Annotated in this window: 23 protein-coding genes; 3 read left to right on the top strand and 20 right to left on the bottom strand. The window is 63.4% G+C overall.

What is annotated here, in order from left to right; genetic code table 11:
* Positions 1-38: 38 nt before the first annotated feature.
* The 10 genes from AD89_RS0116640 to AD89_RS0116600 all read right to left on the bottom strand — a co-directional run bounded on the left by AD89_RS0116640 (position 39) and on the right by AD89_RS0116600 (position 11,025).
* Positions 39-413 (bottom strand): GNAT family N-acetyltransferase, encoded by a 375-nt coding sequence (locus tag AD89_RS0116640; protein ID WP_025780663.1) that lies wholly within the window; start codon positions 411-413, stop codon positions 39-41.
* A 59-nt stretch (positions 414-472) separates the two neighbouring features.
* A complete protein-coding gene (locus AD89_RS0116635) occupies positions 473-1,528 on the bottom strand; it encodes a pirin family protein (RefSeq protein ID WP_025780662.1) in 1,056 nt (351 codons plus the stop codon).
* Between the two features lie 73 nt (positions 1,529-1,601).
* Complete coding sequence (locus AD89_RS19755; RefSeq protein WP_025780661.1) at positions 1,602-2,063, bottom strand: MarR family winged helix-turn-helix transcriptional regulator; 462 nt, start codon at positions 2,061-2,063, stop codon at positions 1,602-1,604.
* 303 nt (positions 2,064-2,366) lie between these two features.
* A complete protein-coding gene (locus tag AD89_RS0116625; RefSeq protein WP_025780660.1) occupies positions 2,367-4,328 on the bottom strand; it encodes a TRAP transporter permease in 1,962 nt (653 codons plus the stop codon).
* A 5-nt stretch (positions 4,329-4,333) separates the two neighbouring features.
* Positions 4,334-4,669 carry a DUF1850 domain-containing protein gene (locus AD89_RS0116620; RefSeq protein ID WP_155807502.1) on the bottom strand — a complete coding sequence of 112 codons (336 nt, stop codon included), beginning with the start codon at positions 4,667-4,669 and terminating at the stop codon, positions 4,334-4,336.
* Positions 4,670-4,816: 147 nt separating this feature from the next.
* Entirely contained in the window at positions 4,817-5,806 is a 990-nt protein-coding gene (locus tag AD89_RS0116615; protein ID WP_025780657.1) for a TAXI family TRAP transporter solute-binding subunit, read from the bottom strand.
* 224 nt (positions 5,807-6,030) lie between these two features.
* On the bottom strand, positions 6,031-8,349 hold the full coding sequence (locus AD89_RS0116610) for an MMPL family transporter (protein WP_025780655.1): 2,319 nt from the start codon (positions 8,347-8,349) through the stop codon (positions 6,031-6,033).
* Positions 8,350-8,618: 269 nt separating this feature from the next.
* Entirely contained in the window at positions 8,619-8,759 is a 141-nt protein-coding gene (locus tag AD89_RS20590; RefSeq protein ID WP_331279744.1) for a hypothetical protein, read from the bottom strand.
* A 107-nt stretch (positions 8,760-8,866) separates the two neighbouring features.
* Positions 8,867-10,117 (bottom strand): PepSY-associated TM helix domain-containing protein, encoded by a 1,251-nt coding sequence (locus AD89_RS18935; protein ID WP_331279743.1) that lies wholly within the window; start codon positions 10,115-10,117, stop codon positions 8,867-8,869.
* 188 nt (positions 10,118-10,305) lie between these two features.
* Positions 10,306-11,025 (bottom strand): hypothetical protein, encoded by a 720-nt coding sequence (locus AD89_RS0116600; RefSeq protein ID WP_025780653.1) that lies wholly within the window; start codon positions 11,023-11,025, stop codon positions 10,306-10,308.
* A 96-nt stretch (positions 11,026-11,121) separates the two neighbouring features.
* Here AD89_RS0116600 and AD89_RS0116595 point away from each other — a divergent pair, with 96 nt between their 5' ends.
* Positions 11,122-11,574: a hypothetical protein gene (locus AD89_RS0116595; protein ID WP_025780651.1), complete on the top strand. Its 453-nt coding sequence runs from the start codon at positions 11,122-11,124 to the stop codon at positions 11,572-11,574.
* 1 nt (position 11,575) lies between these two features.
* Positions 11,576-11,998, top strand: coding sequence for a PadR family transcriptional regulator (locus AD89_RS18930; protein ID WP_025780650.1), 423 nt, complete (start codon positions 11,576-11,578; stop codon positions 11,996-11,998).
* A 76-nt stretch (positions 11,999-12,074) separates the two neighbouring features.
* Here AD89_RS18930 and AD89_RS0116585 read toward each other — a convergent pair whose 3' ends face one another.
* Both AD89_RS0116585 and AD89_RS0116580 read right to left on the bottom strand, forming a co-directional pair.
* Entirely contained in the window at positions 12,075-13,352 is a 1,278-nt protein-coding gene (locus AD89_RS0116585) for an Nramp family divalent metal transporter (RefSeq protein ID WP_025780648.1), read from the bottom strand.
* Between the two features lie 210 nt (positions 13,353-13,562).
* Entirely contained in the window at positions 13,563-14,498 is a 936-nt protein-coding gene (locus tag AD89_RS0116580) for a dihydrodipicolinate synthase family protein (protein ID WP_025780646.1), read from the bottom strand.
* A 159-nt stretch (positions 14,499-14,657) separates the two neighbouring features.
* Here AD89_RS0116580 and AD89_RS0116575 point away from each other — a divergent pair, with 159 nt between their 5' ends.
* A complete protein-coding gene (locus tag AD89_RS0116575) occupies positions 14,658-15,668 on the top strand; it encodes a LacI family DNA-binding transcriptional regulator (RefSeq protein ID WP_025780645.1) in 1,011 nt (336 codons plus the stop codon).
* Here the strand turns inward: AD89_RS0116575 and AD89_RS20665 are convergent.
* From AD89_RS20665 to AD89_RS0116535, 8 genes are all read right to left on the bottom strand, one after another.
* The gene (locus tag AD89_RS20665) at positions 15,554-16,195 is read right to left on the bottom strand and encodes a GNAT family N-acetyltransferase (RefSeq protein ID WP_197021789.1); all 642 of its coding nucleotides are present in this window, start codon (positions 16,193-16,195) and stop codon (positions 15,554-15,556) included. The two genes, AD89_RS0116575 and AD89_RS20665, sit on opposite strands and share 115 nt — an antisense overlap.
* Before the next feature lie 391 nt (positions 16,196-16,586).
* Positions 16,587-17,537 (bottom strand): phosphotransferase, encoded by a 951-nt coding sequence (locus AD89_RS0116565; protein ID WP_269320694.1) that lies wholly within the window; start codon positions 17,535-17,537, stop codon positions 16,587-16,589.
* Positions 17,538-17,619: 82 nt separating this feature from the next.
* Positions 17,620-18,894 (bottom strand): aspartate aminotransferase family protein, encoded by a 1,275-nt coding sequence (locus tag AD89_RS0116560; protein ID WP_025780641.1) that lies wholly within the window; start codon positions 18,892-18,894, stop codon positions 17,620-17,622.
* Complete coding sequence (locus tag AD89_RS0116555; RefSeq protein WP_025780639.1) at positions 18,891-20,282, bottom strand: purine-cytosine permease family protein; 1,392 nt, start codon at positions 20,280-20,282, stop codon at positions 18,891-18,893. The genes AD89_RS0116560 and AD89_RS0116555 overlap by 4 nt, the downstream gene beginning before the upstream one ends.
* A 25-nt stretch (positions 20,283-20,307) precedes the next feature.
* On the bottom strand, positions 20,308-22,065 hold the full coding sequence (locus AD89_RS0116550) for a hydantoinase B/oxoprolinase family protein (protein WP_155807504.1): 1,758 nt from the start codon (positions 22,063-22,065) through the stop codon (positions 20,308-20,310).
* 48 nt (positions 22,066-22,113) lie between these two features.
* The gene (locus tag AD89_RS0116545; RefSeq protein WP_155807501.1) at positions 22,114-24,276 is read right to left on the bottom strand and encodes a hydantoinase/oxoprolinase family protein; all 2,163 of its coding nucleotides are present in this window, start codon (positions 24,274-24,276) and stop codon (positions 22,114-22,116) included.
* Positions 24,277-24,364: 88 nt separating this feature from the next.
* Complete coding sequence (locus tag AD89_RS0116540; RefSeq protein ID WP_025780632.1) at positions 24,365-25,378, bottom strand: LacI family DNA-binding transcriptional regulator; 1,014 nt, start codon at positions 25,376-25,378, stop codon at positions 24,365-24,367.
* Between the two features lie 132 nt (positions 25,379-25,510).
* Positions 25,511-26,377: an aldo/keto reductase gene (locus AD89_RS0116535; protein ID WP_035321302.1), complete on the bottom strand. Its 867-nt coding sequence runs from the start codon at positions 26,375-26,377 to the stop codon at positions 25,511-25,513.
* Positions 26,378-26,473: the final 96 nt, after the last annotated feature.

Below are 26,473 nucleotides of genomic sequence, written 5' to 3'. Positions count from 1 at the left end.
ACCGTCCCACCCGTGGTCGAGTCCACGCGTGCCCGAACTCAACTGTGCCGCTCAACGATGTCCATGTCGGCTTCCGTGGCATTGCGGAACTTCCCGCCCTGTGCCGTGTAGTCGTCGCCGGCCTCCTGGAGCCTCTTGACGAAGAGCGGGCACACGGGCACCACCGTGATTCCGCGTTCGCGGGAATCATCGAGCGCCTCGGCGACGAGGATCTTCGATAACCCACGACCGCCGAACTCCTCGTCGACGACAGTGTGGTGGAAGATGCGTTCGGTCTCCGCGTCGGGTCCGGGCAGGAAATACGCGTGGCCGGCGACGGTGCCGTCGGCGACGGCGATGTCATAGGACCGGGTGGTCTCGTTGATCGACACGGTCACCTCGGCGCCGGTCTTGTCCTCGAATGTCTTCACCATGGCTATAACCCTTTCGTCGTGCTCTGCTGGTACTCGGTGGAGCGGAATTCGTCACCGCTCTATTCCGCGGGTCCACCTTGGACCTGGGGCGGCGGATTCTTCCGCGGTCTGATCGTGACGTCGGGCAGCCTCGGCGCGGGGAGCCTCCACATGCCATCGGCATTGCGACCGGGCCCGCCCTTGCCGACGTAGCCGTCGACGACGCCGAAGCGGTCACCTTCGGCCTGCCATTCCTCGCGGTAGGCCGCGATCTCCTCATGGGTGCGGCCGACGAAGTTCCACCACATGACGATCTCTTCGGGGAACGGTTCGCCGCCGAGGAGGACGAGTCGGGCGGGTTCGTCGCTGCGGTTGGCGATGCGCAGCTCTTCAACACCGGTGCCCGTGTAGCCGACCGCCGCAACGGGCAGGTCGACGTTCTCCAGGGCGATATCGCCGGAGTCGACGAGGACGCCGTGCTCGAATCCCGGATTCACGGGCAGGTCGATGCTCGCACCGGGGTCGAGGCGGATCTCGGCGCCGAGCAGCGGCGAATGAGTCTGCACCGGAGACTCCGTTCCCCAGAGTTTTCCGAGGAAGACGAGCATCTCTCCGCCGGCGAAGGAGACAGGGGCGGGTTCGAAGTGCTCGAATTCGCGTTCGAGCTGGTGGCGGGTGGCCCCGGGCAGGGCCAGCCACAGCTGCACGCCGTGGAGGGTCGTGGTCTCCTCGGTCGAGACCTCGGAGTGGCAGATGCCTCGGCCTGCAGTCATGAGGTTGACCTCGCCGGGCAGGACGAGGCCGGCGTTGCCGCCGGAGTCGATGTGCTGGATGGCGCCTTCGAACAGCCAGCTCACGGTCTGCAGTCCGGTGTGCGGGTGCGGGGCGACGTCCATGCCGCCGGTGACCGAGACATCGGCTGGCCCGTAGTGGTCGACGAAGCACCAGGGTCCGATGAGGGAGCGCTGCCGCTGCGGCAGGGTGCGGCGCACGATCATCGCCCGCGGCCCGCCGAGCGGAACCTCACGGGAGGTGATGATCTCAACCGGGGAACGTCCCTGCTGGTCACAGGCCGGCCCGGGCAGTCCCCCGGCCTTGCAGACCACTTGATCGGGGCGAGTCTCGACGTTGCTCATGGCCACATCGTAGCCCTCTACGCGGCGGGCGGGGAGGGGGACAGTTCCGCGGGAATGCCGCTCGCCCGCTCCCCTACTCGACCGGGCGGACCTTCGAGACGAGCTCGAAGATCTCGTCCGCCTCGGCATCCGTGAGCCCGGCGAATCCGGCGAGGATGATCTCCGCATTCGTCGCGGCCGCCTCGTCGCACAGCCTCTGCCCTTCTGCGGTCAGCGCCACGAGCACACCCCGCTGGTCCTCGCGGTCGGGCTCCTGCGTGACCAGGCCACGATCCTCGAGCTTGCCGAGCAGTCGACTGAGCGCGCTGCGGCTGATCACGAGGCTGCGCAGCAGATCCCGCGGCCTGACCTGAGCTGCAGGTCGGGCATTGATGAGGACGTCGAACTCGTTCACGGTCAGTCCGTGCCGGGTCCGGAACTCGGCTTCGAACCTCGTATAGAAGTCCTGATACTTCTCCATCATCAGACGCCAGGCCGCAATCTTGATCGGGCCGTTCTGCCTGATCATGCTGCTCACCGGAGTCGTCTTGTCCATCGGTCCGCCCCTGCTCGTCGATGTGTCATGCCACACTTTTGTTGCATAGTCAACAGAATAGTAGTTCAATGATATAACTGGCCTCAGATTCGGGGCCCGTCGACCACCCCTCGACGACTGTACCCGGCAGATCCCCAACATGCCCCCGGTTGGCAGAGGTCGAGCAGAGCCGCCCCACAGCTCCGATCTCACTCCGGGGGTATCGTATTGCCTCACGCCCCGCACTTCCCACGCACCCCGCCCAGCCAGGGTCTGCCTCGATCCCCGGACGAGCGGCGCCGTGATCACCCGAACGCCGGTCGCTCAGATCTCTCGCCAGTGCAGCCGCTCCTGCCGCTTGGCCATGAACATCGCCGCACCGAGTGCCGCAAGAGCCACGATGGCACCGACGAGGTCGAGCACATGGTTGGGCGTGACCAGACCGATCGCCCCGAGCGCCAGAACGATGCGCAGCCAGATCGGCAACGGCAAGAACAGGTGCCCTTCGGCCGCAACCGCGAGCAGAGTGACCCCGATGAGCAGGATGACCGCAGCCCGGATCGTGTCCACCGCCGAGCCGTCGAGCATGAGCAGCTCGGGCTGATAGACGAAGACGAAGGGCACGATGATCCCGCCCAGGGCCAGACGCATCGCGAGGAACCCGGTGCGCATCGGAGATCCACCCGACAGACCGGCCGCGGCGAAGGCCGCCAAGGCCACGGGCGGGGTGATATTGGCGAAGAGCCCGAAGTAGAAGACGAAGAGATGAGCGGCCAGGGGCGCCACGTCGAGCTGGACGAGGGCGGGGGCGGCCATCGTGGCGACGATGATGTAGGCCGGGATCGACGGCAGCCCCATGCCCAGGATGATGCAGGCGACCGCGGTCATCAGCAGCGTCGGCAGAAGGAACCCGCCGCCGATGGTGACGATGGTCCCGGCCAGCTTGACGCCGAAGCCGGTCTGCGTGGCAACGCCGACGATGATGCCCACACAGGCACAGGCAACCGCCACGGACACCGCGGTCAGCGCCCCATCGCGCAGGGCGTGGACGATGTCGAGCAGCGACATCCGGGTGCTCTTGCGCACCATCGCCGCCGCGATCGTGACGAAGATCGTCGTCACCGCGGCGAAGAGGATCGTCGTCCCGGAGAAGAAGAGCATGTAGAGCAGGAACAGCAGCGGCAGCAGCAGGTGCCCGCGTTCCTTCATCACGTCCATGACCGCCGGCAGGTTCTCCCGGCTGATGCCGCGCAGACCCTGACTCGTCGCCCGCAGGTGGACCTGGATGAGGATGCCGAGGTAGTAGAGCACGGCCGGGATGATGGCGACGAGGACGATCTGCGTATAGGGAACCCCGAGAGTCTCGGCCATGATGAAGGCCGCGGCGCCCATGATCGGCGGCATGATCTGACCACCCACCGAGGCGGCCGACTCGACGGCTCCGGCGAAGTTGCGCTGGTAGCCCACCCGCTTCATCATCGGGATCGTGAAGGCGCCGGTGGTGACGACGTTGGCGATCGCCGAACCGTTGATCGACCCGAGGAATCCCGAGGCGAGCACCGCGACCTTCGCCGGACCGCCGCGCGCCTGTCCGGCCAGGGCCATGGCGATGTCGTTGAAGAACTGCCCCATCCCCGACTTCTGCAGGATGGCGCCGAAGAGGATGAACAGGAAGATGTAGGTCGAGGACACGCCGATGGCCGTGGAGAAGATGCCCTCGGTGGACTCGTACATGAAGGTCACGATCCGGTCGAGGTCATAGCCGCGGTGCCGGAAGAGACCGGGCATCGACCGCCCGTAGTAGTCGTAGACGATGAAGAGCACGGCCAGTATCGGCAGCACGAGGCCGGTGACCCGCCGGGCCGCCTCGAGGACGAGGACGAGGCAGAGCACGGAGAAGACGACGTCGATGGTCTCGAACCGGCCGCCGCTGACGGTCAGCCGATCGAAGACGACCGCGAGGTAGACGGCGATGGCCACGGAACCGGCGATGGCCAGCCAGTCGAACCAGGGCGGGGTCGAACGCGTCTCGCGGAGGCGGAAGCGCTGGACGGCGAAGCAGAGGACGAGGATCGCGCCGACGTGGATGCCGCGGTGGACCAGGGTCGGCGGTCCCCCGAAGAGGGCGTAGTAGATCTGGTAGAGGGAGAGCCCGACGGCGAAGACCGTCAGCGGCAGCGCCCATTTCGTCGACCAGATGTCGCGTGTGCGCGATTCGCGGTCGTACTTCTCGACTGTGTCGATCGACTCCGGGCCCGGAGCCTCGGCGGGCAGTGCGTTCGTCATGGTCTTCAGTCTCCGATCACGATCATCTCGGCGTGGACGTGGTGGTCGATGGCCCGGGTCGGCAGCAGGAGCTCGCCGTTGACGTAGATCCGGTGGTGGACGCGGTGGGAGTGGATCCAGCGCACGGCCTCAAAGTGCTCGTCGAGGCCGCAGAGCCTGACCATGTCACCGTCGAGTTCGGTCCGCGGGGCCTCGAACGGGGTGCCCGCTCCCATCAGCGACAGTTCCGTGCAGTCGAGGACGAGTTCGTCGCCGACGGCCCGGTAGTACTCCCACCAGGGGGTCTTGTCGACCGAGTGCATCCACGTCATCGCCACCTCGTCGTCGCCGTCGATCGGCATTGACCGGTACACCCGGTCACCCGGCGCCTGCTGTCGGATGACCAGCCGCCTCGGTGCGGGACCGGACACCGCCGGCGGAACGGCGATGCCCAGCCCCACCGTGGTGGCGAGCGTGAGAGCCGCCCTGCGGGTCAGGCTCGTGATGGCTCAGCCCTGTTCGTCGAAGTACTTCTTCGCTCCGGGGGCGAGTTCGCTCACGGGCACGTCCTGCGCGCTGTCGACGGTGATGTCCTTGGCTGCGTTGTGGGAGCTCTGGACCTTGTCGATGTTGTCGAACAGGGTCTTCGTGATGTCGTAGACGGCGTCGTCACTGAGCGAGGGGCTGACGACCAGCAGGTTGGGAATCGTCAGGGTCTCGGCCGCCTTGCTGTCACCGTAGGTGCCGGCCGGGATCTCGCCTTCGCCGAAGTAGTCGTGTTCGGACAGCAGCTTCTCCCGTCCGTCCCCGGTGAACGGGACGACCTTGACGTCGTCGCTGGTCGCCAAGTCGGTGACCGCGGAGTTCGGCAGACCGCTGGTGACGAATGCGGCATCGAGCTGACCGTTGCGCATCTGGTCGATCGCCTCGGCGTAGGGCAGGTAGTCGGCGCTGAAGTCGTCGTAGCTGAGCCCGTAGGCGTCGACGACGGTGCGGGCGTTGAGTTCGACGCCGGAGTTCTGATCGCCGACGGAGACCGATTTGCCCTTGATGTCCTCGATCGAGTCGATGCCCGAGCCTTCGATGGTCACAAGCTGGACGTACTGGTCGTAGAGGTTGGCGACGACGGGCAGGGAGTCGATCTGCTTGCCGTCGAAGGCTCCCTCACCGGCCAGGGCCTGGTCGACCGCGTCGCCCTGGGTGAAGGCGAGTTCCGCTCCACCGTCCTGGATGAGGGTGAGGTTCTCCACCGAGGCACCCGTCGACTGCACGGAGGTGTCGGCGCCGAGTTCGTCGGCGAGGATCTCCGACATCGTGGCTCCGACCTGGTAGTACACGCCCGAGGAGCCGCCGGTGGCGATCGTGATGAAGTCGGCGCTCTGTTCGCCTTCCTCACCGCCTCCACCTCCGCCGCCTCCGCAGGCGGTGGCGAGCAGTGTCAGGGCCGCGATTCCGGCGGCTGCGGCGAGGGTGCGGGGTCGGCGAAGAGTGCGCGTCATTGTGTTCTCCTTCGAAACCTGATGATCAGGTGAGTGTTGCGTGAGCAATACCTACGTACTGCACCCTAGAGGAACACCGTGACCATCGCCACAGCCGACCACTGCGCAGGACGGATTGTGATCAATCCGTTTTCCACCGCCGAGGCGGATGCCGACGCTCGCTGCCCGGCCGCCGGGATCTGCCAGCCGCGACGGATGCCGTCCCCGCCGAGGCGGCCTGGCGTTCAGTCCCGCGGGATCCGTTTCCGCCACGGCCACCACACGGCTCGTCCGATGTCGTGGACGAGGGCCGGGACGACGAGCGAACGGACGAGGATCGCGTCGAGGAGGACGCCGAAGGTGACGATGAAGGCGAGCTGGAAGAGGAACATCACCGGGATGACGGCGAGAGCGGCGAAGGTCGCCGCGAGCACGATCCCCGCCGAGGTGATCACCCCGCCCGTGGCGACGAGTCCGGACAGCACTCCCTGTCGGGTGCCCAGGTGCAGGGATTCCTCCCGCACCCGGGACATGAGGAAGATGTTGTAGTCGATGCCCAGCGCCACGAGGAAGACGAACGCGTACAACGGTACCGAAGGGTCGGCGCCGTCGAAGCCGATGAGGTGGTTGAAGACGAGCGCCGAGACCCCGAGCGCCGTGCCGAAGGACAGCACCGTCAGCGCCACGAGCAGGAGCGGGGCCAGCAGGGAGCGCAGCAGGAGGATGAGGATGACGGTGATGACGAGGAGGATGAGCGGGATCGCCAGGGTCCGGTCCGCCTCGGCGGTGGTGTTCGTGTCGAGGTCGACGGCGGTCTCGCCGCCGACGAGGGCCCCGGCGTCGATGTCGTGGACGGCCTCGCGGATGTCGGTCACGGTGGTCTCGGCGGCCAGGGAGTCGGCGGCGTCGGTGAGCGTGGCCTCGAGGAGGACGGCACCGTCGACCTCGGTGGGTGCGGGGGTGGCCTGAGACCCGCCGGTTGCCTGCGGCGGGCCGCCGCGGGGGGCTTCGAGTTCGCCGTCGGCGTTGATGGCCAGGGTTCCGCTCGGGGAGTCCGCGGCAGTGACCGACAGGGATTCGACCCCGTCGAGGTCCCCGATGGCCCGTGCGGCGTCTTCGAGGTCGTCGGCGGCGACGACGATCTGCGTCGGTGAGCCGGAGCCGCCGGGGAAGTGCTCGGCGAGCACGTCCTGACCGTCGCGGGCTTCGGACTGGCCGAGGACGAATTCGGACTGGGCGACTCCGGAGGCCTTGAACTGCGGGGCGGCGAGCAGCGGCAGAGCGAGGACGATGACGAGCCCGATCCAGATCGTGCGCGGACGCTTCGCGACCGCCTCGGCGATCCTCGCCCACAGCCCACGCTTGGTCGGATTCGACGGACGCGGCGGGAAGGGCCAGAAGACGGCGCGGCCGATGGTCATGAGTGCGGCGGGCAGGAAGGTCAGTGCCGCGAGCATCGCCACGACGATGCCGATCGCCGCGACCGGGCCGAGGGCGCGCGTCGAGGCGAGGTCGGTGAGGAGGAGGACGAGGAGTCCGGCGATGACGGTTCCGCCCGAGGCGGCGATCGGTTCGAGCACACCCTTGAGGGCGCTCAGCCCCGCACGGACACGGTCGGGTTCGGCGCGCAGGGCGTCGCGGAAGCGGGCCACGACGAGGAGGGAGTAGTCGGTGGTGGCACCGACGACGAGGATGAAGAGGATCCCCTGGACCTGCCCGTTGATGAGGAGGATGCCGGCATCGGCGAGGTGCCAGATGACGAAGATCGAGGCGGACAGTGCGGCCAGGGAGGTGAAGAGGACGATGATCGGCAGCAGCGGCGAGCGGTAGACGATGACGAGGATGACGAAGACGGCGATGAGCGCGACGAGCAGCAGGATCCCGTCGATGCCGGCGAAGGCTTCGGTGAGGTCGGCGGCGAACCCGGCGGGGCCGGTGACGTAGACATCGGCAACCGTGGTGGGGGTGGCGACGTTGCCGGACTCATCCGGCGTCGCATCGGCGGCATTCGCGGTCGGGAAGGTGTTGGCGATGACGTCTCTGATCTTCTCGACGTCATCGGCGGTGGTGTCGGAGGAGACGGGGAGGATGAGTTGGAGGGCGTCGCCGTCGTCCGAGGGGATGACCGGTGAGGCGTCGGCGGCAAGCAGACCGCCGTCGTCGAGTTCCTTCGCCACGTCGTCGAGGGCCACGGAGTCGTCGTCGGTGAGGCCGTCCGTGTTCTCGAGAACGACGATGGCCGGAACGTAGTCGAGGTCGCTGAACTTCTCGATCTGGTCCTGTGCTCGGGTCGATTCGGCGGACTCGGGGAGGAATGAGGAACGATCGTTCGTGGCGACCTCGGAGATCTTGCCGAAGTACGGACCTCCGACTCCGGAGATGCCGACCCAGGCCACGAGGAGGACGGCAAAGAGGGCGATGAGCGACTTGCGCCCGCGGATGGGGCCCGTGGAGTGTCGCTGGGTCGTGGCAACCGTGCCGTCGTCGTTTTCGTCACCACCCGGAGGGCCGCCTCGGCGGGAGTCGGGATTCGGCGGCGTCGAGGTCAGGAGGTGACGTGGCATGGTCTCAGGCTACGCCCTTTGACCTCTTCGACGCCGCTCGACCCGCTCGACCTCGCCCCGCTCGACTTCGCGCAGCTCGAGCTCGCGCGGCTCGACCTCGCGCCTGCCGGCCAATGCTCACGATTGGCGTCTGGCCAAATCGCTTTTCGGACAGTTCATCGGTTCGCATCTCGATGAACTGTCCAAAAGGTGATGACGACCCTCACTGAATGCGGTGACGACGTGTACCGGACGCGAGGCGTCCGGGCGCCGCCCGGGTGCGGTGGACCTCAGCTCGTGACCGTCAGCCGCTCACGCCGCCGGGCTTTCACCCCGAGCAGCACGTCGATGACGACGAAGACCGCGAGGCTGATGCCCACCAACGGCAGGAAGAGACCGATCGCGATGGCGCCGAGCGCGACCGCGGCCATCCCCCACCACGGCGCCTCATTCAGCGCACCTCGTGCCGGGGCACTCCCGACCCTCGCGGCTCCGAACCATGTCACCGGTCCGCGCTTCGGCCGACGCTGCCACCACATCACGTAGCCCCAGACCACCATCGACGCGATGCCCAGGGCGGCGCGACGAGCACGATCTGGTTGGTCAGCCCGAACATCGATCCCATGTGCACGTCGATGCCCCAGCGGGCGAGCTTTGCAGGCACGCTGTAGTCGGCGAAGTCGACGCGATCGGTGACCTCCATCGTCGTCGGGTCGAAGGCCACAGCGTCGACCTTCGTGGGGAAGCTGCGCTGGATCTCCTGGACCACCCACGCCGAGTGGTCATCGGCAGGTGGCCGGATCTCGACGAGCCCGGTGTCGATGTTGACGTCGTGTCCCATCGACAGCATCATGTCGAAGTCGGCCGGGTCGATTGCGGCATGATCAGCGGCACTGCCGGCCGCCTCGGCGGACGAGCTGCCACCATGATGGGCGTGCTCGCCGGTCGTTGAGGCGCCGCCGAGTTCCGTCGACACCGCCGGGGTCTCCCAGCTCAGCGCAGCGCGCAGCTTCGTCACGTTGTCCCCGCCCAGCTGCGACCAGGTGATCCCGGTGGCCGAGAGGAACAGCATCCCGATCGCCGCCCAGATCCCCACCGAGGCGTGCCAGGAGAAGATGCGCCTCAGCCCCTTGTGCTTCCGGCTCGGTCGCAGCATGGCCAGCGGTTTCCTCGTCCGCCGAGCGCGGAGGATCCAGAGCGCGATCCCTGGGGCGGCGACGATTCCCATCCATGAGGCGGCGAGTTCGCTGTAGAACCGTCCGACGTCGCCGAGGTGGAGGCTGCGGTGCATCTGATCGATCCAGGTCCGCAGCGGCAGGGCACCCGAGGTGCCGTAGACGGTGAGGTCACCGACCACCTCGGCGGTGGCAGGGTCGACGAAGATCGCCCGGGATTCGCTCTCGCCGAGGCTGGGATCGGAATACATCACTCGCGTGGTATCGCCCGGCTCGGGGGCCGGCCGCACGGCGGACAGCGTCGAATCGCTGCCTGCGATGACAGTGTTCGCGGCGTCGATCTGGTCCGCCAGTGGCAGCGGATCGTCGGTGGCGGGGACGCTGAGCTGGTCGGCATAGACCAGCTTCTCGAGCGTCGGGCTGATCGCATAGGCCGCCCCGGTGAGCGCGGCGATGAGGATGAACGGGCCGACGAGGATGCCCGCGTAGAAGTGGAGGCGGCGCAGGAGCGGGCCGAACCACTGAATAGGGCGGTCGGGGTGGACGGGGTGGTTACGGTGGCTGATCGGTTCCGGACCCGAACTTTCGGGCACGGTTGATGAAGGTGTGGTCATGATGATGCTTTCTCTCAGTTGCGCTGAGCCGTATCGGGGCGGCCTGATGCCTTCGCCGAGCAGATGCGGTCGACGGGCAGTTGCGGTCGGCAGTGGTTGCGCACGACACGCAGTCGCGGTCGACGACCAGATACGGTCAGCAGTGATCGCACCGGCTCACGAGAGCCGATGCGCGGATGTGATGAGTGTCAGAAAGCAGGCTGCGGTGGCCCTCGCCGCAGCACCGGGGATCGGCACACACCGAGGCTGCGCGGCAGTTCGGGCTCGAAGCCGATCAACGACCGCGGCTTCTCGATCTGCGCCCGCAGGGCGACGAGGCGTGGGACGACCGCCCGGATGATCAAGCGGGCGAAGTCGCCGAGCATGACCTGCAGTCGCTCGGCCCAATAGATCATCGCGATCGTCACGATCCCGGCAACGCAGTGGGCCAGCAGCATCCCCGGTGACGAGTGCGAATGCATCTCGGCTGCTGCACCCACAGAACCGTCCATGGCAGGCATGACTGCGGAATCATGAGTCGTCTGCACCAAGCCGCCGGGCGTCGAGTGCATCGACGCGTGATGGGCTCCATGCGCCGGCGAGTGGTGAGAGTGCGAGCCGAGGAGCGCGGCGAGTCCGTTGTCGGAGCGCGCCATCGTGTTCGGCGATGCGGAACCGCGCGGAGTGAAAAGGGAGAACAGGAGGTGGAAGAGCGTCTGGCTGATCCCGACGGAGACCGTCAGGCGCGGCAGAGACAGTCGGCGCCCGGCGAGCGCAACGCAGACGAGGATCGACAGTGACAGCGGCACGATGAGACCCATCGTGGTCGGAAAGGCTCCCCCGCCGAGGATGTGCGACGTCAGTGCGACGAACGTCGCGAATGCTGCGGCGAGGGTGCCGCGCAGAGCGCGCCGGTGCCTGACGTCCATCTCCACGGTGACATTCTCACACAGGTGGGCCCCACCCGAGAGATCGTGCGAAATCGATCCTTGCAACACGCACTGAACCATAGGTACAGTACCAATATGACTACAACCCCGCAGACGTCATCGCCCACCAACGCACGGACCCTTCTGCTCCCGTACACGCTCGGTCTCATCATCGCCATGGCCATCGTGCAGATCGTCGTCGCTGCCACCGGCGGCGAGGTCACGATCCTCGCCGGTGGACTCACAGCACTCGTCGCCATCGGAATCGCGGTGTGGCTGTGGCGGAACCTGACCGCGCTCAAACGTGTCCGCTTCGGCGTGGTCATCGCCCATGCCATTGCCTTCGTCACCGTCACCACCTCCTTCAATCTGCACGCGATCCTCCGGGTGATGTTCCTCGGCTTCGAAGTCGACGGCGCCGGAGACGCGGCCCGCACCCTGCTCGAGAGCTCGTGGTTCGGAGCCACCCTCGTGATGAGCGCCCTGTGGGGGCTTGGACTGCTGGTCCACCTCCTCGGCTCAGTCCTCGGCCGCGGCTGGGAGGACTGAGGTGGCGGCACAGTCTCATGACGGCACGAACGAGGCAATCGATATTACGACTGAGGCGAACGGCAGCCCGGCCGCAGTCACCCCGGAAGAGCGCGAATGGCTTGATCACCGCGTGGACTCGTGGGTCGAGACCTACAAGAAGTCGATGCTCACCCCGGTCACGCTTTCCCTGGTCGCAAAGTATCAGCCGGCCGAGATCTCGACCATTGCCGAGGCGGTCACCGCCGCCACCGGCTGGCAGATCACCGAACGCGGCCTCTACCGCACGATCAAGCGTCTGCAGGATTCCGGGTTCCTGCAGGGCACGGCGGTCGATGTGCCGCGGACCGGCGCGAAACGCAAGATGCTCTCGCTCACTCCGTTGGGAGCGAGCTATCTGACGGGCATCCGGGGCCACCTCGTCGAGGTGTCGGAGGAGGAATGACAGCACCGGGAGCCCAGACCGGCAGCAAAGCAACGCGACGCGGCGACCCCACGAAGGAGCCGCCCCATCAGAATTCTCAGACGAAGAAATTGATGAGCAGTCGAATCGATAGGGCACATACCGAGACGACACCGATGATGCCGAACACGTTCTGCCACCACTTGTTGCGCAGGGGCCCCATCAGCCCCTTGTCATTGGCCATGAAGACGATCAAGATCGCGAGTATCGGCGCCACCAAAACCGTCAGAGCCTGAGCCAGGATGATGAGTTGGACCGGAGACCCCTGGAACAGCAGAGTGACCATCAGCCCGAACGCAAGAACACATCCGCTGGTCACTCGAGCAGTCACCGTGCCCGCCGACGCGCCCCGACCGAAGGCGTCCGAGAGCATCGTTCCGCCAGCAATCGCGTTCGGAATCATTGACGAGAGAGCGGAACCGCAGAAGCCGAGAGCGAAAATGAACCCGCCGACCGGGCCGGCCAAAGGCTCGAACACCTTGGCCAGCCCGGCGAAGGAATCGAGCGGACTTCCGGTCTGGCCGAGTACGGCAGCGGCAACGACGATAACGAGGATGGTCATGATGCCCGGAGCCACGATTCCGGGAATCGTGTCGACCAGCGTGACGGTCTTGTACTCCTCAGCAGTCCGCTTTCTCTCTCTGGTCGCATACGAGGCGTAGAAAGCAGCATTGATCGAGAAGTTCGTGCCGACCAGCGCAATCACCAGGATCCATGCGCCACTGGGCACGGACGGAACGAGAGACGAGGCGGCTTGTGCCCAATCTGCACCCGAGACGAACGCGCTGACCACGAAGCAGATGGCCATCACAGCGATCATCACGACAAGTATCTTCTCGACCACGGCATAGGTGCTTCTGATGAACAGGATGGACGCCACGAACAGGGTGCAGATAAGCGACCACATCACCGGCGCCGTACCTGGCACCAGCAGGGACAATCCGAGTCCAGCGCCGACGGCGTTGCCGACGGAAAAGCAGAGAGTGATGAGGAAGACGCCGATTCCCGCGACCATCCCTGCTGCGGAACCCAGCCTCTTCTTGATCGATGAGATCAGGGATACAGGGGACTGGATTCCGAGCCGCACGCTCATGTCGGTCAGGAAGATCATGAGTACCGTTGACACGACGATCACCCAGATCAGGGTGTATTGATACGCGCTTCCCGCTTGGACGGCCGAGGCCAGATTGCCGGGCCCGAACTGCCAGGCGCCAGCAACGAAAGCCGGTCCGATGAGCGCCAGGGTCCGCCAGAACCGGCGCGGATGGCGGGCTGCGGCAGAGGGTTCAGTGGCCGTGGGCTGGACAGCGCCCTTCCGGATGGTTTGCTCAGTCATTGTTCGCTCCTCCTTTGGAGCCGGACTTCATTGTCTCAATTGTCGCGTCAGTGCGATGGGGCACTCGTCGCATCGCTGAATGGATTGCGGTTTTCCCGGTCGGGAACCACTGGGTCCGGAGGCCACGCCCAGCCGCTTGAGGATCGGCTTATGTCAATCAAGCCCTATCCACTCTGCGCGCCGGAGACGTGACCTCCGCTCGGGAGAGCCTCAGGCAGGAACAGCGACCTGTCCGAGTCCGGCCGAAGCAAACGCTGCGGCAATCTCCTTGTCAGCTCCGCTCTGGAGCGGCAACAGCGGCTCGCGGACCTTCGCGTGGTCGAGAATACCTCTTGCTACGAGACCCCATTTGAGGGCCACAGTCCCCTCCATATGCGAGCCACGGTGGTAGACATTCTTCGTCACCGGCAGCAGCTTCTCGTGGATGGCATGGGCCCGATCGTAATCATGTGCCTTACCCGCATCGATGAGTTCGACGAGCAGCTCGGGGGCGATATTGCCGTACCCAACGAGCAGGCCGTCAACATCGAACATCGTCGGCAGCAGGTACTCGTCGTGGCAGGAGAGAACTTGAAGCTCGGGATAGGCAGCACGCAGCGCGGGAATCTCGGTGTACCAGCGGCGCATGTTGCGCACTCCGTTCTTCGTCGCGAAGACCCCCTCCTGACCGGCGATATCGAGCTGGGTATCCAGGTCGTATGTGGCCTTTGTATTGTCGGGGTATTGGAAGAGGATCATCGGCAGACCGCTTTCCTCATAGATCGCACGGTAGCGGGTCTGGGGCGCGCCCTGCTGGTATCCGAAGCGAAGCCATCCATGCGAGGGGTAGATGAGCCCGGCACTGGCACCGGCGTCTACTGCGCGCTTCGCCTCTTCGGCCGCAACAGCATTCCCCTCTTGAGTGATGCCCGCAATGATCGGAATCTCTCCATTAACGGAATCCCGGAAGGCCGTGATGACATCGGCCTGCTCCTTCTGGGTCAGGAACGTGCCTTCTCCGGCATGTCCGAGAACAACGAGGCTCTTGACTCCTTCGATGGAGCCGAGCCATCCGCCGAGGCGTTTGATCGCCGCAAAATCGATCTCACCATCTTCGGTGAACGGGGTGACGGGAGCAGGGCTCAGTCCGCGCAGATCCAGTGACATTTCATCCTCCTTGATTGATGTTGCAAACGTTCGCGGGAACGTTTGCAGGAACGATTTCAAGTATGCTGTGGTGGCGAAAAGAATGTCAAGCATCAGTTTTGGATCGCTTTGGTCACGGCATCGGATCAGGCGATTCGGATACCTTGGATCGGAGCCCACATGAGCGCACGAGACTCTTCGGTCGTGACCCTGCGCGACGTGGCGGAACGCGCCGGAGTGAGCGTATCGACCGTGAGCCGAGCACTGGACGAGAGGATGCCGACGTCGAAGTCGGCGTCGGCAGCTCGGATCCGCGAGATCGCGCAGCAGATCGGCTACCGTCGTAATGTCTTCGCTTCGAGCCTGCGCCGCGGGGAGACCGCGATGCTCGGTGTCGTGGTTCCGAGACTGACCGATGCGGTGATGGCTCTGATGTTCGAGGCCATCGAACGAGCGTCGCGCAAGCGAGGGCACTATGCGGTGGTTGCCACCAGCGGCGATGCTCCCGACGATGAGCGTCAGGCGGTCGAACGGCTGCTCGACCGCAATGTCGACGGGCTCATCCTCGCTAACGCGCGGATCGATGACTCTCTTCCAGCGATGTTGAGGTCCCAGAAGGTGCGACACTCACTCGTCCTGCGCACTGATGGGATGAGCCCGAGCTCGTTGGGCGATGATTTCCAGGGCGGGTACTTCGCGGTCCGCCATCTTCTCGACCTTGGGCACAGAAGCATCGCCGTTGTCACCGGCCCGGACTTCACTTCGAGTGCGAATGACCGAGTTGCTGGAGCTCGTGCAGCCGCCGCAGAGGCCGGGGTTGAGCTTCCTTCCGACAGAGTCATCTTCGCCGGGTACGGCATCGATTCCGGGATCGAAAGCGGGAAGAGGCTGCTGGAAACGGCAACTCCACCGACTGCGATCTTCGCTGCCAACGATAACCTTGCAATTGGGATTTCCACGGTGGCCGCGCATGCAGGGAAGACGCTCGGGCGCGACCTGTCGATCGTCGGCTACAACGACATACCTCTGGCCGAAAAGCTTCCGGTTCCGCTGACCACTATCAGGGTCCCGTTTGATCAGATCGCTGAAGCGGGGGTTGAGCTCCTGTTCGACGAAGATGACGGCAATACGATTCGCAGAGCAACGCCGGTCCTCATTCCGCGGAAGTCTACGGCACCACCGATGCGCTGAAATATTGCATTTGCGCAGCAGAGGGAAATCGGTTTCTCACTGCCGAGTCCGGTGATAGAGGACGTGCCACCCGTCATCGACCGGGTTGTCGGGCGGGATGTGGCCTTCGGCGATCCATATCCGGCAGCCTCGAGAGCTTTCCACGATGCCGGATTCCCCGCGATCACGGGCACGAAGATCGCCGAGGCGGCCGGGCAGTCAGTGAAGCAGAGCTCGGTGAACTCCTGGATCATCCGTGTGCCGACGCCCATGCCCGCCTTACCGACCTCTCCGATGAAGTAGTCGATCGTCAGCGCACCTCGAGGAACATCAGCGAGCGCGATGAGTTCCCTCTGCTCGTCCGCGTAGTCCCAGATTGCGCTGCGTTGGATGAACCCGACCGGTACCCCAACATCCTCGACGATGCAGTCGAATGACGGCTCCGTGTCGTCGACGTTGCCGCCGAAGTCTCGTTCGATCGCTCCCGGAGTGGTCTCGTGATTCCAGAATCGGGCGACGTGGGGCGAGCCGAGCCACCGCGCGAGCAGCGGAAAGTCAGACCTCGTCGTCCGTCAGAATTCCATGTGTCCTCGCGATCGGCGTCAACTGCTGCCGTGCTGCCTCACATCTCTTCGTGCGTCAGGGGATCCCGGTCCTTCATCCGACCGCGCTCGAGTGCGGAGATGGCGGCCACCTCGGCGTAGTTACTTTAAGGAACAGTTTTAGCCACTTAGCCAGCACTTTCGAGCACTCCGGGCATTTCAATTTTACGACCACTACGACGGTGGGCACCCAGATTGTGAGCAGACCTTAGGGAATGTACTCCTACCTGAGATAAGCCGACTAAAGATCACTTCAACGATCTTCGCCAGCGATACATCCCTTCCGCGAAAACGCCGGCGACCTCCCCCTTCTATTCGCTAAAGAGGGCAGTGGAATTCAATAACTCACTACCGGAGGCCCCACCTGGGCGAGATGTTCGATCAGCGGCCAGGTGTGTCGAGACCGGCTCAGGGCGTACTCCTTGTCCCCTGCCCCCTGAGCCCGTGACTGCCATTGGGCCCAATTCATGCATAGGCGCATGAGCGCCATCTCACCGACGATGTCGAGTTCGGCCTGTGACAGCTCGAGAACCGATCGGTATCCTTCGACGACAGTGCGAAAGACCCGTTCGGGCTCAGACTGCCGCAACATGGCGTAGGCTCCCGCGATGGCCAGGTCGGCGACCCTGGGGGCGAATGCGGCGTCGTTGAAGTCGATGACACCAGCAACTGACTTCCCGGCAGCGTCGACGATTACATTGCCGTCGTGAAGATCGTGATGGATGATCGACCACGGCAGGGCGTCGAGCAGGGGGAGAACAGCCGCGCCGAAACGTCGTGAGATCCCGGCGACGACGTGAGTTCGACTGTCGTCGGGCAGCCCCCTCAATGATTCGTCCACCACCTCCGGTCCACGCTGGATCAGCCACCGATGACCGGTGATTCCCACCGGCTCGGCAAGCCCTCCGAGCGCACGCGTCAGATGGGCCGAAGCCGCTCCCAGCGAATAGGGCAGGTCCAGTCCGGAGAAGGTCTCGTCGGACATGAGCGAACCGTCAATCCAGCGGACGACCCGAGCTATATAAGTACCTTCGTCTCCCTCGACCGTGATGTGTGTGCGCCCGTCCGTGCCCGACAGGAGGTTCGGAGTCAGGAATGGGATTCGCCTATCCGCCTCGGCGGCAGCGAGCAGGCTCGCCTGCCATCGGATCGACGTCATCCCGACGTCCGCCGTGCTCACCTTAATCAGCCAGGTCCCCCGATCAGGATCGTCGAATCTGATGTTCCGGTCGAACTCTCCCTTGTATATTTTAAGGTTCTGCGGCCGGACCGAGAAGACCTGCCCCACCGCTCGGATTACCTTTCTCAGATCCGTCGTCGGAAATCGGTTCTCGTCTCCGCGAACGCCGAGGACGTCAAGAACTGGGGGCTCACTCACCGTGGCTCCTTTCGGCGATTTCGAGTCGCTGCAGCGCCACGCCGAACCCGCGGGCAATGCTGTCGAGCTCCTCGTCCGAGATGGTCAACGGGGGCCGGAGCTTGACGACATTGGCGCACGGACCGGTAGTACTCACCAGAACGCGCTCTCGGTAAAGCTCCTCGACGATGAACGAAGCGCGGCGTCGGGCAGTGTTCGACTCACTGCGATCAAGGAAATCGACACCGAGCATCAGACCGTTGTGCCGAACTCTGGCCGGCACCTCGCTCTCACCGATAATTTCTGCAAGTTGAGCCGTCAGCCTCGCTCCACCGCTCCTAGCGCGCTCGGTCAACGCTCCGGACTCAAGAGCAGACAGGACAACCCCGGCGGCGGCAGCAGACGCTGCCGTCCCCGCGAATGTGTTGAAGTAACGTTGGGATTCCCCGAAAGCCGCGAAGACGTCTCGGGGGCCAATCACCGCAGACATCGGCATGCCGTTGGCCATCGGCTTACCGAGGGTGACGAGGTCAGGAACGACATGCAGCCTTTCGAAGCCCCACGCTGATCCGGTGCGACCGAATCCGGACTGCACCTCATCAGCAATGTACATCGCACCCAATTTGTGAATGGCCTCGACCGTCGCCACCAGTGACCGCGGTTGCACGATTCCGTCGCTCGTCAACGCCGAGTCCAGAACGACCGCTCCGCAGGGATGTCCACGTCGTTCGAGCCGGATGCCACCCTGTCGAATAGCTGCGGCGAACTGAGCGTCAAATTCTGGCTCGTCCCATCCGGGAACATCGATTGCTTCGACGTGTTCGCCGATCTCATCGAGTCCGACTAGACTGGGCGAGATCTCTGCAACAGACCGCGTTGTGCCGTGGTAAGCGTGGCGAGTCACGATTACCCCGTCCCGACCCGCTGCATGTGCCGCGACCCGCAGCGCCAGGTCATTGGCCTCCGAACCGCTGCAAGCGAACACCACCGACTCCAGGCGGTCGGGAAATACAGATACCAGCTGGTCAGCGTAGTCAATGACGGGCCGGTCGAGGTATCGCGTATGCGTGTTGGCCCGCAGCAGCTGTCGATTCACCGCTTCAGCGATCTCGGGGGATGAATGTCCGATGACGGGCACGTTGTTATACGCGTCTAAATACTCAGCACCTTCCACGTCGGTGATTGTGCAGCCAGAAGCGGAACCCACGACCAGCGGTGATGAGTAGAAGGTCCGGTAGGTGCCGCCGAGAACACGCTCTCGGGTCTGTTCCAGGAATTCTTTGATCAACTTCTCTGAGTCTCCTTCTCCGCATTAACTTCGCTCCTCCGATAGAACCTGCCGCGCGTCAACATTGCGGCAATGGGCACCACGAGCAACGGCAGCAGCCCCGATAAGAACGGGGCCAGAGTGACGCCGAACGGCCCTGCCATCCCGAGGCCGAGTGGGACCCCGACCACGACGGCGATGCCCACCGAAGTCAGACCGACCGGATTGAACTCGGGAAGTTCCCCCTTCCGGTAGGGAGAGTCGTCCTCGGGCACTATCTTGAGGATCTTTCGCACGATGAGCAGGTCAGCAATCACCGTCATCACCCAAGCGAGAAGGAAAATCGCTGCGAACGCCATCACCGACGTGATCCGCCCATACAGATCGGTGAGCATCGCGATGGTGCCGACGACGATGGCGATGACGACCCAGAAGCTGCGGTTCGGCGCCCGGTTCGAGATCCGCTTGCCGATCGTGGTCAGCGAGATGGACGAGGAGTAGATGTTGACGACATTGATTCGCAACTGTGTGACGACAACAAAGAGGACGCCCCAGATCCCCATGACGGCTGGGAGATAGATGCCTGGGTCGGCCTCCTTAAACTGCAGGGCCAGCCAGGCACCGAGGAGGGTGCACACCATGAATACGAGCAGCTGCGAGAGCCCACCCACGAGGAACGAACCGCGCACTGCCTTCGCCGGATCGATGAGTCTGCCCGTGTCCGCCGATAGGGCGACCTGAGTGGCATACCCGAGAGACGCGGCCAAGATCTGCAGAACAGGTGGGCCGGCTGTGGTGTCGACATGGTCGGGTGCGAACGACCAGAACTCGACACCGGATCCTCCCTGGCCGAGGGCAATAACGACAGTCACAATCATGAATACGACGTAAACGGGCAAGGTCACCCACATGATGATGTTCATCGCTTTCATCCCGTAGATCGTCAATGGCAGAATGAGTGCCGCGAAGATCAGGATGATCGCCCATTTGGGGATCGCCGTGAAGTAGGCGTGGATAGCGTTGACCATGATTCCGCCTTCGAACGCGAAGTACATGATCATTGCCAGAGCGAAGATCAGCGCGACAGGAATTGAGCCGAGATGCCCGAACCCAGAGCTTCGTGACAACATTTCGGCACCGAGACCCGTCTTCGATGCCCTGAGGGAGAAGACGACGGCGCATCCTCCGATGAGCAACGTCGATATCACCATACCGATGGCCAACGGGACGGTCCCGAACTGCATGACGAGGACTCCTCCCCAGGACAGGAAGATCATCGCGGTCGTTACCCCGAACATCACGCCGAAGATCGACGAGGTCGACCAAGTGCGAAAGGCGACAGGGACCCTTTCATCGGCGTAGTCATTGCGTTCTTGGTTCTTCGTGGCTCTCGCGTCAGCAGATTCCATGATCAGACACCTTCATCCCTACTTCTCAGGCCTCGATGAGGAGGCCAGCCCTAAGCTCGTCGGTGGCGGCCTGGTCGACCTTCAACGTTCCCGTAGCTCGTTCTCCAGTGAAGACGACGCCATAGAGATCGCGTGCTGCGGTCAGTGAGACTAGGCCGGCCAGCACGTCGGTGCGAACCAGCCCGGGTTCACGCCGGAGCGGAGAGCCGTACCCTCCGCCTCCGCTGAGTTCGTGAACGAGGTACTCACCGACTCTGAGACTCTCGTTCCCAATCGTCACGGCCTCCCGGTCCGGCGCTGCCGATGACACGATGTACTGCTGTGATGCCGCTCCGTTGTGGCCTTCGGCGACGCCGCGGGGCGGGTTGTCCTTGCCATCGGTTACATAATAAGCGGTCATCTCTCCTGCAATGGGACCGTATCTGAGGACGGTCCCCGGGGCACCGCGCCATTGACCGGCCCCGCCCGAATCCTGCCGAATCTTGAGTTCGTCGACGAGAATCGGATACTTCTGCTCATCGACCTCGACGCTGTCGCGCAACATCAGTCCGTTGGTCACCGAATTCCCGAAGGTGATCCAGCCGTCGTAGCCAGGACTGGCCGCTCCTCCCTGACTGCCGAGGAATACCTGATTGACATAGTCGCTCTGAGCCCCCGTTCGAGTGTCCTTGCCGGAGATCACCGCGAATCCGGCTCCGATTCCGCATGCGCCCTCGGCCATCCCCTGTTCCGGCCAGCCTTCGGCGATGAGCCGCTGGGTGGTGGCTACGAGCCGTTCGCCGATATTGGTCGTCGCAACCGATGTGGAGTGAGGAAACGTTGGGCGCCCGACGATGCAGTTGTCCCTGATCTTGACCTCGATGCACCGAAAGCTACCGGCGTTGCGCGGGATCGCACCGTCGAGGCAGTTGAGAATTCCCGTCATCGCATTATTGATCGCACATGTCTCGGATTCATTGATTCCTCCGGGGAGGCAGTCAATGTTGTCCCGCAGATCGACGGTGACCTTGCCGGCAGTCGGATCAGCTTCGATCGTGACCGTGAGTTCGACGCCTGACGGCGCTAGATCACCGACCGGGTCGTGGCGCCCCGTGCCAGTCACACGCCCGGGTGCCAACTGACCGATTGCATCGCGCATCAGCTCCTCGGAGTAGTCGAACCAGTCATCGATGAACGTCTTGATGACATCCCTCCCATACTGGTCGCACAGTTCCTTAAGAGCACGCTCGCCAATGCGAGCGGCGCCCACCATCGCCAAATAGTCTCCGTGCCACTGGTTGGGCACACGAATCCTCTTCTTGCACATTCGGATGATGTCGTCGATGTCCCGGTAGTCTTCCTGCACCTTTGTCGCAGTGAAGATGAGAGCACCTTCCTCATAGACATCCTCAGCAAACGGCATATACGTGGTCGGTTTGGAGTTTCCGATATCGGCCTGGTGAGCCTTCGCTAAGGCCGTGAACAGGTGCTCACCGTCGACGAACACCGGCACCATCAGAGTGTGGTCCGCGGCGTGCGTGTTGCCTTCGTATGGGTCGTTGTGCAGGTAGGCGTCGCCCTCCTTCGCGTCCGGGTGGTATCTGTTGAGGGCACGTCCGAGTTCGTCACCGCCGATGACATGGACCGGCAGTCCTTCGGCACTGGCCAGAAGTCGGTTGTCTCCAGTGATGATGCTGCAGGAGAAGTCACGCGCCATATTGAGCACTGCAGACCGACCCGCGCGAAGCAGGGTGTTCTCCATCTCTCGTACGATTCCGTCGAATCGGTTCGAGATCACCGACATGTCGATGACGTCTGTCTGATAGGTGTTACCGGTCATTGTGTCCTCCGATCACAACGTAAGCTGGTAATTGGACGAGTCACTGCATCTCAAGGACTGCCCCGGGTAGACGACTATTGTCGTCGTCGGCTCGAGGACGATTGCTGGCCCATCCACGCCGCTCTGGGTCGTCACGTCCTGCGGCAGATAGACGGGGACGTCGAGCCAGCCCTCTTCGGCGAAATAGGCCATCTTGCTCCTTCGCGAGTCATCTCCGCGCTCGTCGCCTGCAGGAAAGCGTCGACTGCCGTCACCCTTCGGCTTTGCAGAGATTGCCCGAGCGCCCAGCGCGAGGATCTCGATAGCCGAATCCTCCTCACGCACGCCGAAGACTCTCTCGTGCTCACGATGGAAGATCTCTTCGATCGCAGAAGCCGTGAGTTCACTAGCTGCGCTCTCCGAACCGAGTTCGATCATGAGCTCCCACGCCTGCATTGGGTACCGCGCCATCGCGTAGAACTCTGTGGTCTGGTCTGCCGCCTTCTGAGTGGCAGGGTGCAGTCCTTCGAAGAAGGTGCCACTGTCAGCGAGCAGATTCGACACGATGCGTGAATCGATGGAGAAACCCTTCTCCCGCGTCGAGCTGAAGGCCACGGTCTCGAATTCCGACTTCGCGGGAGAGTGCAGGGCACCGTAGGCGCTCATCGCCCCGGCGGTTTTGGGGACGAGTACGTTAGTCAGTCCGAGGGAACGCGCAATGTGTCCGACGTTGAGCCCCGATGCTCCGCCTCCCGCGACCAGTGTCACCTCGCGTAGGTCGATGCCGTTCGTGACGGTCTTCTCGCGGATAGCTGTGACGATGTTGTCGACGGAGATGAGCATCGCGCCATAGGCAGCTTCCTCCACTGTACGACCGAGCGCGTCCGCGATCGGCCGGAAGGCGTCCTCCGCCAGATCTGTGCGCAGTTCGAGCCGCCCGCTGACAAAGTTCGAGGAATCGAGGTAGCCGAGAATGAGCGCTGCGTCGGTGATCGTCGGTTGTGTTCCCCCGCGCCCGTAGCACGCCGGGCCTGGGGCGGATCCAGCGCTTTGCGGACCCACCTTGAGCAGTCCACCAGCGTCGATCCAGACGATGGACCCACCGCCGGCACCGATGCTCTCGATGTCGACCGATCGAGTGCCCGTAATATCTCCAACCCACTTGCCGCGCAGCCAGGTTTCGGAAGTCTGAGCCACGCGGCCGCCCTGAACCAATGACAGGTCGAAGGTCGTGCCACCCATGTCAGTCACCAAGAGAGTCGATTCTTCGAGTGATCGCTCGGTCTCCAGCTCCGCCTCGTGGATAGCAGCGACCGGGGCCATCGAAGGACCCGACCCGATCGAATATATCGGCTGCTGGGAGATCCGATTAGCGTCCCAGCCTCCGCCGTAAGCCGTCGAGATGAGCAGGCTGCCCAAGAATCCGGCTTCGCGGAGGTCCTCATCGAGGTCGACGAAGAACTGGGACATCGACGGCTTCAACGATGCGTCGATGACCGCCGAGGATGCTCGTCGGTACTCTCTCACGCTCGGATTGACCTCGTGGGATAACGTCCAGGGGACTCCCGGAAGTCGGGATTCGATAAGTTCGGCGACCCGTCGCTCGTGTGCCGGATTCGCCACCGACCACAGCAACGACACAGCGATAGCTTCCACCTCGGCGCGCGCACACTGGTCAAGGGCTTCGAGTACGCTGTCTTCATCGAGTGGCCGGTGGACCGCTCCGGTGCTGGTCATTCGCTCATCGACTTCGAACGTCAGATATCGGGGGACATAAGGCTGCCCATAGTCCATCTTCTTGAATGGGTCGGGCTTGCCGCCTTCTCGAAGCAACAGGACGTCCGGGAAGCCTTTGGTCGTCAATAATGCGGTACGAGCCGTGTTCCTCGTGACCACCAGGTTTGTCGACCTCGTAGTGCCGTAATTCAGCTGCGAGGAATCCCTTATCAGCTCAGAGGTGGAAACTCCGATCGAGTCGGAGATATCTGCCAACGCCTCGGCGATGGCATCGAATGCTCGCTCGTTTGTCGTCAATGCCTTTGACATCAAGACACGACCGTCACTAGTGGCAACGACGACATCAGTGAATGTTCCACCAGTGTCGACGGAAATCTGATACATATAAGTGCTCCCATATCGGTGAAATTTGACTACGTAGTCAAACCCGACAGACACAACCACCCGCAGTGAGAGCAATTGAAATCAGATAACCACGACTACGTAGTCATGAGTAATTTGTACCACGAGAGTGATCCGGAACACAATGGCGGCGATGCGGTTTTGCTTAGACCTTTAGCTTCCCGACGGACCCTCTATCAATCAGCTCCACAGGAACGAACTCATGGCCTGGTGGCGGCTGTTGTCCATCGATCTCGGCAATTAGCAGGTCGACTGCCTTCTGAATGATGCGGTCATAAGGAATCCGTATGGTCGTCAAGTCGTATGCTTTCCACGCAGATGTATCGAAATCATCGAATCCGATGACCCCGATATCATCGGGCACCCGCAGTCCGAGGCTACGGACTGCGTCGATCGCACCGTATGCGCTCCTGTCCTCAGTCGCGAAGAACGCGGTAGGCGGATGCGGACCACATAGGAACTCATGGGCAGAGTCCCAGCCGCCGACGTACGTCATTTCATTGCGTCCAATCTGCAAGTCGGACGCATCGAGCTGCATATTTCTCATATAGTCAACGAACGCAAGTTCTGTCGAGTAGCCGCCGGTCACTCTGGGGGTCGCACCTATTAACGAAATCCGAGAATGCCCATTGCTTCGGAAGTGGTCCACTGCCAACTGCACACCCTGCCGGTGGTCTGGGTAAACACCGTGATTGACGAGGTTTGAAGTTTCAGGATGGCCAGCGCGCAACGCCAGAACAATTGGCTTGCTCACCTCCTCAACGAACCCAGTAAGGTCAGTCGTTCTGTCCGCAGAACAGTAGAGGACACCGTCAACGGCTGAGAAGATTTCTCTCGAACCATCACGGACGCCGCCGCCGGGCGAATCGGCCTCAAGTACAACCACCCGATAGTTCCTCTTCAGTAACTCATCGTGTGTGATATCGGCCATCAGGGCGAATGCTGGCTGGGTGAGCTTTTCGACGACAAGCGCGATTCGCCGAGTCTTTCCTTGAAGTAGCGAACGCGCAGCATCATTCGGTACGTAGTTTAGCGATTTGGCCGCGGCCTTTACCCGAGCGATGAGCTCAGGGCCAACGTTCGGTTCGCCACGAAAGACCCTCGACACAGTCGATTGAGACGTCCCCGCGGCCAAGGCCACATCTTTGGAATTCGCCATATGAACACCTTACCCAAGCATACGCAACCGCACTTTGGGCATGGATGAAACTCGCGCGATGTGAATTGATGCTATCCGCCTGCCGATGCCCTAATCAGCCCAACGACACCGCCATTTCATTGCAAATGGCACTCACATCTCCTCGTGGGTGAGCGGCTCCCGGTCCTTCATGCGACCGCGCTCGAGTCCGGAGATCGCGGCCACCTCGGCGGGGGTGAGTTCGAAGTCGAAAACATCGGCATTGGACCGCTGACGTTCGGGGTTCGCGGATTTCGGGATCGGGATGCTGCCGATCTCGACATGCCAGCGCAGGATGACCTGGGCCGGGGTCACGCCATGGGCGGCGGCCGCCTCGGCGATGGGGGCTTCGTCGAACAGGCCCTGGTCACGGTAGAGCGGGGACCAGCTCTCGGTCTGCACGCCGATGGAGCGGTGGAAGGCGATGAGATCGGCCTGCGGGAAGTACGGGTGGAGCTCGACCTGGTTGACGGCGGGGGTGACCCCGGTTTCGTCGATGAGTTCGGTGAGCATGTCCTCGGTGAAGTTCGAGACTCCGATGGACTTCACGAGCCCGCGCTCGCGCAGTTCGATGAGCCCGCGCCAGGTGTCGACGTACTTGCCGACGCTGGGATTGGGCCAGTGGATGAGGTGGAGGTCGAGGTAGTCGAGGCCGAGCCGGGCCAGGGACTCCTCGGTGCTCGCGATCGCCTCGTCGAATCCGTGGTGACGGCCGGGGATCTTGCTCGTGACGAACAGGTCCTCGCGAGCGACGGAGCAGTCGGCGATGGCCTGACCGACCTCGTGTTCGTTCTCGTAATTCACCGCGGTGTCGAGCAGGCGGTAGCCGACGTCGTCGACGGCGCCCACGATGGCATCGACGCCCTCGTCGCCCTTCATCGCGTAGATGCCGAGCCCGAGCTGCGGGAACGCGCGTCCGTCGTTGAGGTCGAGGGTGGGGATCGGTGAGTTCTGTGCGGGGGTGTTCGCTGGGGTCGTCATGTTTTCACCCTATGACCGCCGAGGCATTGCTGGCCAGAGCATTCTCCTTGAGTTCGAGCAGGATGTCGTGGGTGAACTCTTCCTGTGAGATCCTCC

Origin of the sequence: Brevibacterium sp. VCM10 (assembly GCF_000583215.1) — a bacterium.
Lineage (GTDB): Bacteria > Actinomycetota > Actinomycetes > Actinomycetales > Brevibacteriaceae > Brevibacterium > Brevibacterium linens.
Note: the sequence above shows the minus strand (reverse complement) of the source record. Positions and strands in the feature narration are given on the sequence as shown.

Excerpts from the sequence above, each read along its gene's own strand:
- AD89_RS0116640 (WP_025780663.1), bottom strand. The coding sequence starts at position 413 with ATGGTGAAGACATTCGAGGACAAGACCGGCGCCGAGGTGACCGTGTCG.
- AD89_RS0116635 (WP_025780662.1), bottom strand. The coding sequence starts at position 1,528 with ATGAGCAACGTCGAGACTCGCCCCGATCAAGTGGTCTGCAAGGCCGGG.
- AD89_RS19755 (WP_025780661.1), bottom strand. The coding sequence starts at position 2,063 with ATGGACAAGACGACTCCGGTGAGCAGCATGATCAGGCAGAACGGCCCG.
- AD89_RS0116625 (WP_025780660.1), bottom strand. The coding sequence starts at position 4,328 with ATGACGAACGCACTGCCCGCCGAGGCTCCGGGCCCGGAGTCGATCGAC.
- AD89_RS0116620 (WP_155807502.1), bottom strand. The coding sequence starts at position 4,669 with ATGCCGATCGACGGCGACGACGAGGTGGCGATGACGTGGATGCACTCG.
- AD89_RS0116615 (WP_025780657.1), bottom strand. The coding sequence starts at position 5,806 with ATGACGCGCACTCTTCGCCGACCCCGCACCCTCGCCGCAGCCGCCGGA.
- AD89_RS0116610 (WP_025780655.1), bottom strand. The coding sequence starts at position 8,349 with ATGCCACGTCACCTCCTGACCTCGACGCCGCCGAATCCCGACTCCCGC.
- AD89_RS20590 (WP_331279744.1), bottom strand. The coding sequence starts at position 8,759 with ATGGCCGCGGTCGCGCTCGGCGCCATCGCGATCGGTCTCTTCCTGCCG.
- AD89_RS18935 (WP_331279743.1), bottom strand. The coding sequence starts at position 10,117 with ATGACCACACCTTCATCAACCGTGCCCGAAAGTTCGGGTCCGGAACCG.
- AD89_RS0116600 (WP_025780653.1), bottom strand. The coding sequence starts at position 11,025 with ATGGACGTCAGGCACCGGCGCGCTCTGCGCGGCACCCTCGCCGCAGCA.
- AD89_RS0116595 (WP_025780651.1), top strand. The coding sequence starts at position 11,122 with ATGACTACAACCCCGCAGACGTCATCGCCCACCAACGCACGGACCCTT.
- AD89_RS0116585 (WP_025780648.1), bottom strand. The coding sequence starts at position 13,352 with ATGACTGAGCAAACCATCCGGAAGGGCGCTGTCCAGCCCACGGCCACT.
- AD89_RS0116580 (WP_025780646.1), bottom strand. The coding sequence starts at position 14,498 with ATGTCACTGGATCTGCGCGGACTGAGCCCTGCTCCCGTCACCCCGTTC.
- AD89_RS0116575 (WP_025780645.1), top strand. The coding sequence starts at position 14,658 with ATGAGCGCACGAGACTCTTCGGTCGTGACCCTGCGCGACGTGGCGGAA.
- AD89_RS0116555 (WP_025780639.1), bottom strand. The coding sequence starts at position 20,282 with ATGGAATCTGCTGACGCGAGAGCCACGAAGAACCAAGAACGCAATGAC.
- AD89_RS0116550 (WP_155807504.1), bottom strand. The coding sequence starts at position 22,065 with ATGTCGGTGATCTCGAACCGATTCGACGGAATCGTACGAGAGATGGAG.
- AD89_RS0116540 (WP_025780632.1), bottom strand. The coding sequence starts at position 25,378 with ATGGCGAATTCCAAAGATGTGGCCTTGGCCGCGGGGACGTCTCAATCG.
- AD89_RS0116535 (WP_035321302.1), bottom strand. The coding sequence starts at position 26,377 with ATGACGACCCCAGCGAACACCCCCGCACAGAACTCACCGATCCCCACC.